The following is a 15,425-nucleotide window of genomic DNA, read 5'->3' as shown; positions in this document are numbered from 1 at the left end:
AGGTTTGCAAAGAAAAGAATAACCATGTTGTTGTAGTAATCTTTCTTTTTGCTTCTTTTTCTTTGTGGATTAACGTTGATATGTTGATAAGTCAGCACTGGCAGGAGGGAACTATGCCGGAGGCCGGGGGTTAGCCCCACCCCGCGGATTCAGTCTCCTGCCAGTTGCTTTGGGATACCCCGAATAGAAACCTGGGAAAGACCCATTAAAGGTCCTGGGAGAGCCCTTCGCTGCTGGCTTTTCAACGAAAGAACTTATTCTAAAAATTTATGGAAAAGTACAGTTTTTTTGTCGGAATCGACATTTCCAAAGGCCATCTGGATTTTTGCATTCGCAATTCAAGCGTCCGTCTGGGCTTCAACAGGGTCCCGAACGATCCAGGCGGGATCAAGGAGGCAATTAAGTGGATGCGCTCCTTTGAGGGCTTCAGGGTAAAGGAATGCCTGGCATGCCTTGAACACACTGGGATCTATGGACTTACCGTCCTTGAGACCCTGCATCGCTTGGACTTTGCGGTTTGGATGGAGGTTGCTGCTTGCATCAAGAATGGGTCTGGCAGCCTGATGCGGGGCAAGAACGACAAGGTCGACGCGAGCAGGATCGCCGATTACGCCCACCGTTTCAGGGCCGACGCCAAGCTTTGGGGAACCCCGCGCAAAGAGATTACCTTGCTCGCCGACCTGATGGCTTCACGTACGCGCCTGATGGCGGTGATCAGTAAGCTGGCGGTTCCGGTCAACGGATCAAGTCCTTCAAGGCAAAGGGGGCACTATGAGAAGATCAAAGACGCCTCGAAAAAGACCATTGAAGCCGCCAGGAAAGAGGCCAAGGCGATTGAAAAGCAAATCTTGGAGATCATGATGGGTGATGCCGTGCTGGCCAGACTCTACGAGGTTGTGACATCGGTACAGGGAGTGGGCTTCGTCACCGCAACCAACCTCATCATCGCCACCAACGAGTTCAAGTACATTAACGACCCCCGCAAGCTGGCTTGCAATGCCGGTTGTGCCCCCTTCGAACATAGTTCCGGGACAAGTATCAGGGGACGGAACAAGGTCTCCCACAAGGCCAACAAGCGATTAAAGTCATTGTTGCACATATGCGCGACAAGCGCCCTGCAAGCAGAGGAGAGTTCAAGGTCTATTTCGACCGAAAGATCGCTGAGGGAAGAATAAGTTCATAGTAATCAATGCAATACGCAACAAGATCATCCACAGGGTCTGTGCTTGCGTCAGGGAGGATCGCCTGTACACGAAGTTCCGAAAACAGTGGCGTAACCGCAACCACTTGGCAATCAAAACCTGCTCAAAAATATCGCACAGTGCGGTAAGGGCTCCCTATTGCCTTAAATGTCCAGAAAAAAAACATGAAAAATATTTGTCACATCACTTGCATACACCATAGAAATCCGCCGCTTCAAAAGAGGGCCGCCGCTTCAAAAGAGGGCCGCCGCTTCAAAAGAGGGCCGCTGCTGGCAAGGGTTCCGACCGGCATAAATTTCATCGTCAAATTCCCAGCTGTACGTGAAAAGAAATCGCGCAAGAATTCCTATTTTGTGGGACTCCTTTATCAACACTTTAAGACATGAGAAAAACACTACGATCAATGCAAGGTATTCTGCATCAACGGGGCAGGATGGGTAGAATGATGTTGGCGGTGCTGCTGCTTGTTTCCGCGGGGAATACCCTTTTGGGCGCAGGCAACGACCTTTTCCTATACGGGCGGCGTTCAGACTTATACCGTTCCGCCCGGGGTGATTTCGGTCACGATCGATGCCAAAGGCGCGCAAGGTGGCGGTATTGCAAATGCACCCGGAGGCATGGGAGGACGGGCCCAAGGTTCGCTGTCGGTGACGCCGGGACAGGTGCTCGAGGTGTATGTTGGCGGCGCAGGAGCCCATTTCAACTCCACGACGCCTACGGGTGGTTACAATGGCGGGGCAGGATTTACGGCACCGTCTTCGGGTGGCACGGGTGGGGGCGGATCGGACGTGCGCATCAGCCCTTATGGCTTGGCCAACCGGGTGATCGTCGGAGGCGGCGGCGGCGGCGGCACCAATTCGGCGAGTCAAAACCGTGCAGGTGGCGCTGGCGGCGGATTGATTGGCGGAGACGGCGGCACTTGGAATACTTGGCCGCAAAGCGGTGGCAAAGGCGGCACGCAGTCGGCTGGCGGTGCGGCAGGCGTCGCATGTTGCCATACACCGCAGGCGGGATCTTTTGGCGCAGGTGGTCGCGGCGAAGGTGATGGCGCTTGTGGTGCAGGCGGCGGCGGCGGATGGTATGGCGGCGGTGGCGGCCTTTGGCGGCGGTGGCGGTGGATCTTCCTACATCGGCGGCGTGACCGGCGGCACATTGACAAGTGGATTTCGGCTCGGGAATGGTGAGGTCGTGATCACACCGGATGTGATTGTGCCTCCTTGCCACACCAACTTCAATGTGACAGCCATTCCTTCGATGATATGCCCTGGTGGATCGGCTGATATGAATGCCACCTCGGTCGGCAATACCATTTCTTGGTTCACGGTGCCCTCGGGCGGCGTCGCCATTGGATCGAGGTGCAGCGGGGCCAACTTTGTGGTCACCCCTACTGTGACAACAACCTACTATGCCGAAGCGACGGGTGGATCCTGTTCGAATTCGCCGCGGATCGCTGTTAACGGTCAATGTGGACAATGTTGCGCCGATAGCGAATTGTCAGGCTGTCACGGTGACCTTGGATGTCAATGGAAACGGTACGGTAACCGCAGCCGCAGTAAGGCAGCGGCAGCACCGACCGCTAATTGCACGATCAATAGCCTGAACCTGAGCCAATCCGCCTTCACCTGCGGAAATGTCGGCTCCAACGCTGTGACCTTGACGGTGACGGATGCGAACGGGAACATCCACTGCGTGACCAACATCACCGTCGTGGGGCCACCGACGACGCAAGCTTGGCCTGATTCGTCCCTGTGTGGCTACCACCTCACATGTCCGGGTGGCAACGATGGGATTGCCCATGTATCCGGAAGCGGAGGCTGTGGCAACGACACCTATTTGTGGAGCAACGGGGCCACGACGGCGACCATTTCGGGTTTGGCAGCAGGTGTCTATTACGTGACCGTCACCGATGCAGGCGGCGGGACCGCGGTGGATAGTGTGACGATCCTGAGCCCGGCAGCAATTTTGACCAATGCGGGCGTGGCCTCGACCTGTGCAGGGGATACTGCAGGGATGATCGACTTGAGTCCATCCGGTGGTAACGACTGTTTAGGCTATTCCTACGTTTGGAGTACGGGAGACAGCACGCAGGATTTGGTTGGCTTGGCCCCCGGCAGCTATTCGGTGACGGTGACGGACGGTGCAGGTTGCTCTGCTACGCAAACCTTCACCGTGGTTGCAATACCGGCTCCCACCCCTACCCTTTCGCAAATGGCAATTCGGTGATTTGTACCCCGACGTACCCGACGATGCAATGGCTGTTGAATGGCAACAACATTTCCGGCGCGAATGGCGGAACGTATATCGTCACACAGTCAGGTAGTTATTCGATCATGGTGACAGACAGCAATGGCTGCACGGCGGTCAGTGATACCCTGTTTGTGACCTTCGTCGGCATTGACGCTGGGATGGGGAATTTTGGCGGACTCTCCCTCTACCCCAACCCGGTTTCCCGCAGCATAGGTCAAGGCGAATTGCGTTTGCGCACGGCTTCTCCGATTGTTGATGCGTTCACGGTGAAGATCTCGGACATGTTTGGCCGGCAATTGCAGGTGCAAACCCTACCGGAGTTGCATCACGAGGTAGCCATTGACATCCGGTATTTAACTCCTGGCACCTATCTCGTGGAAGTGACATCCGGCGTGGAGCAACGGCGGATGTTCAAGGTGGTTGTACAGTAGGGATGAGCCTCGAATAAAAAACCGCTGACCGGATTTTAAGATCTGGTCAGCGGTTTTTGTTTTAGTCGAATGGGAATGGTTTTGGAGGTATTTTCGAATGGTGGTTGGAGTGCGTCGGCGGCGCTACCGAAATGCGGTGTGAGCGCCGATGACGCTACATTTCTTGCACCTCCAGCGTCGGCGATGCTACCGGACACGCAGGATTTGCCGCGGGTCTTGCTCCGGAGGAGCGGCGTCTGGGTAGCATTGCGGGTATCCATTGTATTTCCTCCCCGCTGATATTGCGGCCGCGGGCCGAAAAATCAGCTCGGAGCGCAAACAGGTTGGCTATTCATGGAACGGGGCATTTGCTGTTTTTGGCTGCGGTTGGGATTGATTGCGGGATGTCGGGTGTTTGGCGGTAATCGGGATGCGGCCTTGACAGGGTCTCTTCCTTTCTTAAGCCGGAGGCTTGCTGCAGGATCAGCGTTCGGCCGGAGGCCGCCGCTTCAATAGGAGGCCGCCGCTTCATTAGGAGGCCGCCGCTTCAAATGTGGCTGACCACAATCATATACGGTGTGCCTAACGGGCGTTTGGATTGTGGATGGTCTTCCGTAACTTTGCAGTCGCTGTGGATGCGTCTTGGTCTTGGATCAGGGTTGTTCGCAGGGTCGTAGAGAAATCAACCCACGCTCTCCGACGGATTTGTTCTTCATGCTCTAATGGTAAAAATGCGTTTATGATTCAGAAAATCAAGTTTACCGGGAAAGACAAAGCCGAATTTTACCCCGTTTTGAAGCGCCGCGTGGACGCTTACTTCAAAGACAACGGAATTTCCACCCATGCCAATGGGCTCATGCGTTTCAAGATCATTCTCTACGTGACGATGATTTTCGGTTCGCTGATCACGTTGCTCGTGTTTCCCTTGCCGGTTTGGGCGGTGTATTTGCTGTTCATCAACATCGGTCTGTTTTCGGCCTTCAGCGGATTGGGAATCTGCCACGATGCGATCCACGGGTCCTTGTTTGCGAGTTCGAAGTGGAATACGGTCTTTTCCTGGCTTTTCAATTTGGTCGGGGCGAATGACTATACATGGGGCATCATGCACAACAAGGCGCACCATACCTATACCAACATCGAAGGTGCCGATGAAGACCTCGAATCTGCCCCTTTCATGCGCATGTCCCCGCACAAGCCGCTGAAGCCGATTCACCGTTGGCAGCATATCCTTGCGCTACCCGCCTACGGCTTGGCGACTTTGTCTTGGGTCTTTGTGAAGGACTACAAGAAGATGTCGCAAGACCATATCGGCAGCATCGCGACACCAAGCCATCCGCGGAAACAGTGGATTCGGCTGTTTGTGGGAAAGGCTTTGTACTATTCGCTGTTCATTGCTTTGCCATTTATCTTCATTCAAGCGCCTTGGTACCATATTTTGGCTGCGTTTTTGGTCAGTCATTACTTCGAAGGCTTCACTTTGGCAATCGTGTTCATGTTGGCGCACGTCGTCGAAGAGACCCACTTTCCAATTCCTGACGATGTCGGAAATATCGAAAGTGCCTGGGCTGTCCACCAAATGTACACCACTGCGAACTTCGCGATTGAAAGTAAGATTGTCTGTTTCTTTTGCGGTGGCCTGAATTTCCAGGTCGAACATCACCTGTTTCCCTTGATCAACCACGTGCATTTCCCTGCGATTTCGAAGATCACACGGGAAACGGCGCACGAATTTGGCATCCCCTACTTCGCGCATCCGACGATGCTAGGTGCCGTGAAGTCACACTTGCGGATACTGAAACGCTTCGGCCACGAAAAAGGAGAAGCCCATCCGCCGGTGCCGGCTTGGAGCCATACCAATTGACAGTTCGAGGAAGCCGTTCGAGGACGAGCGGGCTTCTGTGAAGCGATGGAAAGTGCGCTGTTCTTTAGGGACGGCGCACTTTTGGTTTTTGGGCGCTTCGCCTTTGGGTGTCCTGGCTGGGAAATTCAAATTTCATTCAAGATTGCTGCCGAGATTTGGATCATGAAGATTTTGCTTGTCGAGGATGAACCGGCATTGGTGGAAACAATCGTCAGTTACCTGAACGGACATGCAATCCGTTGTGAAGTTGCAGGGGATATCCAATCTGCTTTGTACAAAATCGAAATGCATTCCTATGATTGTATCTTGCTGGATTTGATGCTTCCGGATGGGAATGGGCTTGAGGTTTTGCTGCATCTCAAAAGGTCCGTCAGGACGGATGGGGTGATCGTGCTGTCGGCAAAAGAGACGCTTGAATCGCGGATTGAGGCACTTCAAATTGGTGCGGACGATTATTTGACCAAGCCGTTCCACCTTGCTGAATTGCTCGTGCGGATACAGGCACTTTTTCGTCGAAGGCAATTTTCAGGACACAACGAACTAAAGATCAACGATCTAAGAATCAACCTATTGGCAAAGGAGGTGTATGTTTCTGACAAGAAATTGGATTTGACGAAAACCGAGCTGGACCTTCTGCTTTTTCTGGTTGGCAATGAAAACAGTGTATTGAGCAAGGCAGCGATTGCTGAGCACTTGTCGGGCGACATGGCAGATATGCTTGATAACCATGACTTTGTCTATGCGCACGTCAAGAATCTGAAGAAAAAGCTACATGAAGCCGGTTTTCAGGACTATATCCAAACTGTCTACGGGCTAGGCTATAAATGGAAAAATGGCTAAAAAACTGCTTACCCAAACACTTCGCGCCAATATGCTGGTGTCGGCCCTGATTCTCATTGTTTCGATACCCCTATTTTTCCGCATCACGGAGGGCCTTGCGGTTGAAGATTCTGATGAGGCCCTGCAATTGCGCAAAAAAGAGTTCCTCCATTATACCCTTCCGACGTTGCAACTGGATGAAATAGCATTCTGGAATAAGGTCAACAGAGATGTCACGATCTTGCCCGAGGACCAAAATTTGAAGAGAGATTCTGTTTTTGGACAGTTTTTTTACGATACCCTGGATGCAGAAAATGAACCTTACCGCGTGCTTCTGACGCCGGTGACGATCGAAGGCAGGCCCTTTACTTTCATGGCAAGGATGAATCAGATCGAGTCGGAAGATTTCCTCAACAGCATCACGCAACTCTTTGTTGCGGTCATTTTGATGTCGCTCTTGGGGATGTATTTGATTACAAGGTGGCAGAGTAAACGCCTTTGGCGCCCGTTTTATGACACGCTGACGGTCATGGAAAACTTTGAGATTGAGAAATCGCAATTCATCGAATTGGGTGGTTCAAAAACTCTTGAATTTGAGCGACTGAACCTTGTCTTGCGCAAATTGATGGAGAAAAATCGACGGGCCTTTGCGCTGCAACGTGAATTTGTGGATAGCGCGGCACACGAACTTCAGACGCCGCTCGCCATCATGCAAACTCAAATCGACATGATGATGCAGCGCCAGGATTTGAATGAAGCGCAAGGAGAAATGCTTGAAAATTTGGAATCGTCCATCAGTCGATTGCAGCGTTTGAACAAAAACTTGCTCCTCCTTTCCAAAATGGAAAGTCAGGTCTATGCCGCAAATGAGGACATTTCAGTCACTGCCATCCTCAAGTCCCTCCTTCCCTTTTTTCAGGAACAGGCAATTGCACAACAAATCGCGTTCAAAACCACAGTTTCCGAAGACTTGCGGTTGATGGCAAACCCAGCGCTGCTTGAAATAGCTGTCAGTAACCTGCTGCTCAATGCGATTCGGCATAATGTCTTTCAAGGAACCGTAGAAATCCAATTGGTCAAAGGCAAGTTGCGGGTCACGAATACCGGCATTGGTGAAGCATTGCCGCAGGAGGAAGTCTTTCAACGCTTCTCGAAAATCTCTTCCAAATCAAAGGGAAACGGGTTGGGGCTATCGGTGGTGAAAAAAATCGCTGATCTCAATCATTGGCAACTCAGCTATTGTTTTGAGGATCAAAAGCATGTGTTTAGCCTTGATTTTAACAAAGCGTAACGCATTCAAAAATTCTTCCAAATTGGACTGGAACTTGGCCACCGTAGCGTCAAGTTGATCAACAAAAATGAAAAAAATACTCATCCTGTTCCTGTTCAGTGTTACTGGCATCTTCGCCCCTGCCCAAACCAAGGTCACCCTATCCGGGCAAGGTTGTCGGTCCTGAAGAAGGCGCGGCGTTGGAATACATTTCCGTGATGCTCTACCGCCTTCCGGATTCGGTCTTCGTGAGCGGCACCTTGACGAATGCCGAAGGTCGGTTCGTCCTTTCCAACGTTCCAAGCGGTGACTATGTCGTTCGTTTTCAAGGAATGGCCCAAGAAACGCAGTGGATGCCGATCACGGTGGGTAGCCTCAGCGAATTTCTCGATCTCGGGACGGTCACTTTGGCGGAGAAATCGATCACGACCGAGGACGTGGTCATTGAAGGGCGCTCACCTGAAAACAGCGTCGGGCTGGAAAAACAAAGCTTCAACATGGATCAAAACATAAGCCAATCCGGCGGATCGCTCTTGCAGGCGATGCAGAATCTCCCCGGCGTGACGATTGATCAAGGCGGGAAGGTCGCGATGCGTGGCAGTGACAAGGTCACGGTGCTCATCGACGGCAAACAAACGGCGCTGACGGGATTTGGCAGCCAAGCCGGACTCGACAACATTCCCGCATCCGCCGTGGAACGCATCGAAATCATCCACAATCCCGGCGCGAAATACGATGCCAATGGCATGGCGGGGATCATCAACATCATCTACAAAAAGAGCGAGGAAAAGGGCTTGAATGGCAAAATCGGCCTCATCGGTGGCATCGGCGCCCTCACCGAAAAGGCGGATAACCTGCCGACCATCCGGCCACAATACGGACAAACGCCCAAAATCAATCCCACGCTTTCCTTCAATTACCGCCGCAAAAACCTGAATTGGTTCTTTCAGGGCGATGCCTTGGTGCAGAAGTCTTTGAACAAAAACGAATACATCGACCGGACCTACGACGACGGTTCGGTGGTGCGCGGACAATTCCTCGAAAACCGTTCTCAGCTCATTTACACGGTAAAAACCGGCGTGGATTGGAGCCTCAATGACCGCAACAGCTTGAACATTTCGGGCCTTTTCAACCGCGAAGGGCATATTGACCGCGGGGATGTCCCCTACTTCAACGCCGACTTGACCAACCGGCAACGCCTGTGGCTCTTCTACGAAAGCGAAATCAACAAATCCGCCAACGCAGCCGCCAATTGGACCCATAAATTCAGTCAGCCGGGGCATAAATTCGACCTGCGGTACAACTATACCTGGCATCAGGAGGACGAATGGTTTTATTTCGACAACATCCTGCCGAGCTCCGCAAGCGCCGACACCGTGCATTTGTTGTACGACGAAAACGTGATGGACCTGAACTTCGACTATGTCAAACCCTTGAAGCAAGGCCGTTTTGAGGCGGGTTCGAAGGTGCGTTGGCGGTTTATTCCCTAGATGATTGCCTTCATTCCCGGGGATTCGAGCATCTTGGACCAAAATGCCGATGGCCGCTCCCAATACGACGAATTGATCACGGCCCTGTACGGAAACTACGTTTTGGACAAAAAACACTTCGAATGGGAAGCGGGCCTGCGGATGGAATTTGTGAATGTGGCCTACACCATCGACGACACCGCCAATGTTTATGACAACGACGGTTATCAATACATTCAACCCTTCCCGAGTACGCGGTTTGCCTGGAAGATGAATGACCGCAACAAGCTCCAAATCAGCTACAACCGCCGCGTGGACCGGCCCGACGAGGTGGATCTGCGGATGTTTCCCAAATACGACGATCCGGAGGTGCTGAAGGTCGGGAATCCGGGTTTGAAGCCGCAGTTCACGCATTCCTTCGAAATGGCCTACAAAACCACCTGGGCTTCGGGCAATTTCTACGCGAGCTTTTACCACCGTGCAAGCAGCAATCTCCTCACGCGGGTGCTCACGCAGACGCCCGGCAGCACGCTCATCAACGCGGTCACGCAAAACGCAGGCAACGGGCGCAGCACGGGCCTCGAACTGTTCCTGAGCAAAAATCTGGGCGAACGCGTCACGTTGAATTTCACAGTGAATGGGTACAAAAACACCATTGATGCGTTTGCAGGTGTGACCTATTATCCCGTGCCGATCAGCTATGAAAGTGCGGCGGAATCCAATTGGAGTGGCAATGCGAAGGCGAATGCGATTTTCCACCTGCCGGGCAAGATTGACCTTCAGTTGACGGGGATTTATCTAGCTCCGGATGTGCTGCCTCAGGCACGCATTGCGTCACGGTATGCCATAGACTTTGGCGTGAAAAAAGGAATTCAAAAGGGCAAAGGCGAACTGTTTTTGAATGGTTCGGATTTGCTGAATACCATGCGGATCAAGAAGACCATCACGGGGAATGGATTTACGGTGTTGAGCAATGATTTGTATGAGACGCAGGTGTTTCGGGTGGGGTATTCTTATAAGTTTTGAGGTTTTGTTTTGAATTCTGGCCACCAAGGCACCAAGACACGAAGTTTTGTGCTGAGAATCTGGCCACGAAGACACGAAGACACGAAGTTTTGTGCTGAGAATCGGCACGAAGACCAAGGACAAAAGTGGTCGGATGGTCATTCAATGCTTCAATTCCATGGTCCATTTGCTGACGCAGGTCATTTTATCGGCGGTTGGCTTGGTCCAACTTTGTGGCGAAGCGCTATTTCGACGCTGTGATTCGTGCAAAATTTAATGCCATGTCCATCCAGTTCAAGACCATTATCGAGCCCTTTCGGATCAAAACTGTCGAACCGATCTCGTTGACGACGCCCGAGGAGCGGATTGCTTTTTTGAAGGAGGCGCATTACAATCCGTTTTTGCTGCATTCGAATCAGGTTTTGATTGATTTCCTGACGGATTCGGGGACTTCGGCGATGAGTGCGGCGCAATGGTCGGCGATGATGCAAGGCGACGAATCGTATGCCGGGGCAAATAGCTGGTTCAAGTTGGAGGCGGCGATCAAGGATTTGACGGGCATGGAATTCATTCTCCCGACGCATCAAGGCCGCGCTGCCGAACGCATTCTGTACGGGCATCTGGGTGGCAAAGGCAAGGTTTTCGTGTCGAATACGCATTTTGATACGACCCGCGCCAACATCGAATTTTCCGGCGCGGTGGCTTTCGACTACCTTGCCAAGCCCGGCAGCGAAGGGTATGATCCTGATTTTCATGGAAATCTGGACATTGCAGCATTGAAGGATCTGATTCGGCGTCAGGGTGCAGCCGACATGTCGGCGGTCATTCTCACGGTCACCAATAACAGCAGCGGCGGCCAACCCGTTTCGATGGGCAATGCCAAGGCTGTGGCGGAAATTTGCCGCGCGCATGGCATTCTGATGGTGCTCGACGCCTGTCGCATCGCCGAAAACGCCTGGTTCATCAAACACAAAGAGCAGGGCTATTCCGACCGGACCTACAAGGAAATCGCGCAGGAAATGTGTGCCTTGGCGGATGGCATTGTGATGAGCGCCAAAAAGGATGGCCTGGTAAACATGGGCGGATTCCTAACCCTGCGCAACGAGGAATTGGCGACGGCGTGCACGATGTTGCTGATCATCACGGAGGGTTTCAGCACGTATGGCGGCCTTTCGGGAAGGGATATGGAGGCCTTGGCGGTGGGCCTGCAGGAGGTCTTTGACCCGGGCTATTTGAACTACCGGATCAAAAGCAACGCCTACCTGGGCGAACACATGGCCAAAATCGGCGTGCCGATGATTTTGCCCGTCGGTGGACATGCGGTCTATGTCGATGCCCGCGCCTTTTATCCGCAAATCCCTGTGGATCAATATCCCGGCCAAGCCCTCGTCTGCGAATTGTATCTCACGGGTGGCATCCGTTCGGTGGAGGTCGGTTCGGTGATGTTTGGAAAATATGACGAGGCCGGCAAGCTGATTCCTGCGCCGCGTGACCTCGTGCGCTTGGCGGTGCCCCGGCGCGTGTACACCCAAAGTCATATCGACTACGTGATCGAGGTCTTCGAGCATCTCTGGGCGAATCGCGCCAAGGTGACCGGCTACAGAATCACGAAGGAGCCGAAGTTTCTGCGGCATTTTACCGCGTTTTTTGAGCGGGTTTGAGGGGGAACAGCTAAATTGGCAAGACGCATGAAGAAGGACCAAATGCGTCACCAACGGCACAGATTCCTGTATGGAAAAGAAATCAGATTATCGAAAAGCGGGTTATGTTTCCATTTGGGTGGGAAACTTTCCCGTGGTAATGGCACTCCGAGGCTACGTCCGGATCGATTATGAGGAGGATGAGCCCTCCTCGATGTTTCAGGAGGACTTCCATTTGGGCAGGTACACACCGGAATTGCGGGAATTCGAATTCTATGAAAATCCTCCATTGGAGGCTGTCAATTTTTTGAAGGGCGCGAGTTATTCGACTTCCTTTATCGATGCTTTTACCGAAAAGTTCGCCGCTTTTGAGGCAGAAAAACCCAACGCCGTGATCTTACTGTTTGATTTTCAATTCCCGTTTGAGCAACGGATTCCAATCTTGGCGGAAACGAATTGGATTGCATCCCTTGGTTCGTTCCGCTATAACCGGCAGAGCCGGCCGATTTGAGGATTGGATCACCCCCCCTGCACCTGAAACACGAGTTGCAGGATGATAAATTCTGCTGGTCTTATCGGAGCCACTCCGATCTGAAGGATCATACGACCGTCGAGCACGTCGAGTGCGGTCATGGTTGAATCCAAGCCACAATTGACAAAGAAGGCTTCGGATGGTTTGCTTCCTGCGAAAGCGCCTTGTGTCCAAAGACCCTGCAGGAATTGGGACACCGCGTCTTTGACGCGTTGCCATGTGGGGCCGTCATTGGGCTCAAAGACAACCCATTGCGTGGATGTCTTGATGCTCTGTTCCACCATGATCAAAAGCCTTCGCACCGGAACATACCGCCAATCACTGCTGTTTCCGTCAAGCGTGCGGGCTCCCCAAACGACGATTCCTCTTCCGACGAAGCGCCGAATCGCATTGATCGATTTTCCGCCCGTAGCATCCACATTGAGCATCGCTTGATCTGAATCGTTGAGATATACAGCCAATTCGGTCACCTGCTGAATACCCACACTAGCGGGGGCTTTCCAAACGCCGCGCATCATGTCGACCATTGCATACACGCCTGCCATCGCAGCACTCGGCGCCATGCGGATGGGGGCATTGGCGATCAACGCTTGGACGAGCATTCGAATCGCATTCAGTTGCGTCGTGATCGCCGTTCGCAGAGCTTGATCGGCAGGAATCGTTCCATTGGCGAGCTTCTCCGCTCGGCCCAACGTCAGACCATTCAAGTCCTGAAAATCGCCCGTTGCGGCCAATTGAACCGCATCGTCGGGATACTGCATGTCTGTGATCAGGTCCGGAAAATAAACCGCACCGTAACCCAAATTGGATGACCCGATTCCATTCCTCAGTTCGGTTGCGGCGTCCGAAACCGACAAAGCGGGCGCCTTGCCATGAATATCGATCAGGGTGAACCGGTCCTTGCGCGCCGCACTTTGCGCCAAGGTGGCATCGTAGACTGCATAGGCCTCCCCTGCCATGGAAGCGATCCTCGTGACCGCATTCACGGTTTTTTCGGTGAATCCCAAAAATGCCGGGATCGCTGTAGGAACTTCTACGATCCTATTGGGGAGTTCGGGAAGTTCGTCAATATAAACTCCGGGGGAGCGATAGAGTGCCATTCGACGAAATGGGTGATAGTTGGGACGCAGAAAAAAGTCATGCAATGATGCCGAATTGGGATTGGAATTCCAATCGGATTGTTGGGGCGGCGAATGGAATGCATGCAATTCCAATGAAGGCGCAGAGCTTGCCGCCGACTCTTTTGATCACGCCCATGACCTTCGCTCGGGACATGCCTTGTGGAGGCCGAGGATGCTGAGGATGATGAGGATGCTGAGGAAGAGGTCGATCCCGCTTCGCGAGGACACGGTGTTCACGGGAATCGTGAGGCCCATGATACGTTCGATCCCGCTTCGCGAGGACACGGTGGCATTGGCGGCGCCGCCGAGAAGCTGCTTCGACACGCTTCTCCCTCGACGATGTTGGCGGAGGCTTCGAAGACCTTTTTGGGAACAAGGCCTGTCCAACTCCTGCGTATTCCTCGGAGTTGGATACGGTGGATGTTGTTGAAGAACCACACTGCGATCGGCCCCTCGCTGAGGAGTACCGAACTTGGACTTGAAAAGCCACCTGGAAGTATCAAAACTTCGCGTTGGCCTCCTTGAAAAATACTAGGCGCTCCTGGTAGAAGGCGTAATCCTGATCGGGAAACAGCTTGGGCATCACCTGTAGAAATTCCTCCATCCTCGCTGTTCCGTCGTTAGGCACGGCTGCGAAGTTTTCAGAAAAGTAAGGGTCTGAAAAATCGCAGGCACCCAAATCCACGAAAAAGTATTGCCAGCCAATAAAGCCCTTTGTTTCAAGAAGCCGCTCGAAGTATTGCGGGATACTTAAGCTCAATGGATATTTCTCTCCATTGTCGTTCCAGAGCCATAGATGCTCTGCGCCATCGCGGAGTTCTAAGCCGACTTTGAGGGTTGATTGGAGGGAATATTGGAAATGGTCCAAAAGATGGATATTCCCAAGGAATTCTAGCATTTTTTTATTATCGGGCGAGGCTTCAAATGGAACTTTACTTTTGCCTAAGATGACAAGGTATGGGGATATTCTAATTTCTCCTCCCCAAACATGATCGTGATCCATTGAATATTTCCACGCAAGAAAAACACTATTGAATTCTTGGAAAATGGATATTGTATTCGTTCCAAGTACCTTCTGATATTCTTCCTTGCCAGCATTTATTGACGATGCTCTCAAAGGGTTCCCCAAATTTGCTTGTTCTACGTTCACGAGAGCATTATTCCTCAAATTTTCAAAAAGGGTGTCAAATTTTTCTTTCATAGTATATTATATTGCCTTTCCGTCAAGTTTTATACTGGATTGCGAATCCATTAACGCGTCAAGAAGGAATTCCGTCTCTAGAATGAATTTACTTCCAAGACCAGACTCAGACACACGATGACTAAGTCGGCTTTCCAGTTCATTTGGAGTTAAATAATTTTTCCTAGTCTTGTCCTTTGGAGCAAATGGCTTATTTCGCTCCTCCACAAGCAAGTTGACAAATTCCTTGGAGAATTTGGTGCCGTTGTATTCCATATTTCCCAAGGCCCCTTTGCCGTCTTCGTTGATGATATACCGCTTTGTCGCCCAGTCCGGAACTTCGGGAAATGCTGACCAAGACTTGACTCGCTTGCCCTTTTCCCAGTTTTTGGAGGCCAAGTGGTATCCCCAGTCGGCATGTACGGATTTGGGGAATTGCTGCGACAACGCGTCGCCACCGTGGTAGTCGATCTTCACACTGTACCAGATCGTCTGCCATTTTTCGTTCGCCGCCGGGTTTCGGCGGTCACCATTCAACAGGCCCGAGGCTTTCAAAGCGGGCTTCTCCATCGAACGGTAGAAGTCAGAATTGATCGATGACTTTGCCGGTGTTAGATTTGAATCCACTGCCTTGCCGCCCAATTTATCGTGCAAGATATGCATTTTGAC

11 protein-coding genes and 1 pseudogene are annotated in these 15,425 nt (G+C 52.1%); 9 read left to right on the top strand and 3 right to left on the bottom strand.

Translation table 11 applies throughout. From position 1 onward, the window contains the following. Positions 1-269 precede the first annotated feature (269 nt). The 9 genes and pseudogenes from IPN95_28620 to IPN95_28580 all read left to right on the top strand — a co-directional run bounded on the left by IPN95_28620 (position 270) and on the right by IPN95_28580 (position 12,434). Positions 270-1,175: a transposase gene (locus IPN95_28620; protein ID MBK9453287.1), complete on the top strand. Its 906-nt coding sequence runs from the start codon at positions 270-272 to the stop codon at positions 1,173-1,175. A gap of 491 nt (positions 1,176-1,666) precedes the next feature. Further along, the gene (locus IPN95_28615; protein ID MBK9453286.1) at positions 1,667-2,386 is read left to right on the top strand and encodes a hypothetical protein; all 720 of its coding nucleotides are present in this window, start codon (positions 1,667-1,669) and stop codon (positions 2,384-2,386) included. A 1,062-nt stretch (positions 2,387-3,448) separates the two neighbouring features. Continuing rightward, positions 3,449-3,880 carry a T9SS type A sorting domain-containing protein gene (locus IPN95_28610; GenBank protein MBK9453285.1) on the top strand — a complete coding sequence of 144 codons (432 nt, stop codon included), beginning with the start codon at positions 3,449-3,451 and terminating at the stop codon, positions 3,878-3,880. Positions 3,881-4,598: 718 nt separating this feature from the next. Next, positions 4,599-5,720, top strand: coding sequence for an acyl-CoA desaturase (locus tag IPN95_28605; GenBank protein ID MBK9453284.1), 1,122 nt, complete (start codon positions 4,599-4,601; stop codon positions 5,718-5,720). A 162-nt stretch (positions 5,721-5,882) separates the two neighbouring features. Then, a complete protein-coding gene (locus IPN95_28600; GenBank protein MBK9453283.1) occupies positions 5,883-6,560 on the top strand; it encodes a response regulator transcription factor in 678 nt (225 codons plus the stop codon). Further along, positions 6,553-7,830 (top strand): HAMP domain-containing histidine kinase, encoded by a 1,278-nt coding sequence (locus IPN95_28595; GenBank protein ID MBK9453282.1) that lies wholly within the window; start codon positions 6,553-6,555, stop codon positions 7,828-7,830. The genes IPN95_28600 and IPN95_28595 overlap by 8 nt, the downstream gene beginning before the upstream one ends. Before the next feature lie 67 nt (positions 7,831-7,897). Continuing rightward, positions 7,898-10,304, top strand: a pseudogene (locus IPN95_28590) (TonB-dependent receptor). Between the two features lie 260 nt (positions 10,305-10,564). Beyond that, a complete protein-coding gene (locus IPN95_28585; protein MBK9453281.1) occupies positions 10,565-11,944 on the top strand; it encodes a tryptophanase in 1,380 nt (459 codons plus the stop codon). A 70-nt stretch (positions 11,945-12,014) separates the two neighbouring features. After that, entirely contained in the window at positions 12,015-12,434 is a 420-nt protein-coding gene (locus IPN95_28580; GenBank protein MBK9453280.1) for an immunity 22 family protein, read from the top strand. Between the two features lie 8 nt (positions 12,435-12,442). On the opposite strand, the gene IPN95_28575 is transcribed toward IPN95_28580, so the two are convergent. From IPN95_28575 to IPN95_28565, 3 genes are all read right to left on the bottom strand, one after another. Next, on the bottom strand, positions 12,443-13,555 hold the full coding sequence (locus IPN95_28575) for a phage tail sheath family protein (protein ID MBK9453279.1): 1,113 nt from the start codon (positions 13,553-13,555) through the stop codon (positions 12,443-12,445). A gap of 520 nt (positions 13,556-14,075) precedes the next feature. Then, the gene (locus IPN95_28570; protein MBK9453278.1) at positions 14,076-14,777 is read right to left on the bottom strand and encodes a hypothetical protein; all 702 of its coding nucleotides are present in this window, start codon (positions 14,775-14,777) and stop codon (positions 14,076-14,078) included. Between the two features lie 6 nt (positions 14,778-14,783). After that, on the bottom strand, positions 14,784-15,293 hold the full coding sequence (locus IPN95_28565) for a hypothetical protein (GenBank protein MBK9453277.1): 510 nt from the start codon (positions 15,291-15,293) through the stop codon (positions 14,784-14,786). Between the last annotated feature and the right edge of the window lie 132 nt (positions 15,294-15,425).

This window comes from Bacteroidota bacterium, from assembly GCA_016718825.1.
GTDB lineage: Bacteria > Bacteroidota > Bacteroidia > J057 > JADKCL01 > JADKCL01.
The sequence above is the reverse complement of the archived record's forward strand: the minus strand, read 5'-3'. Positions and strand labels throughout refer to the sequence as shown.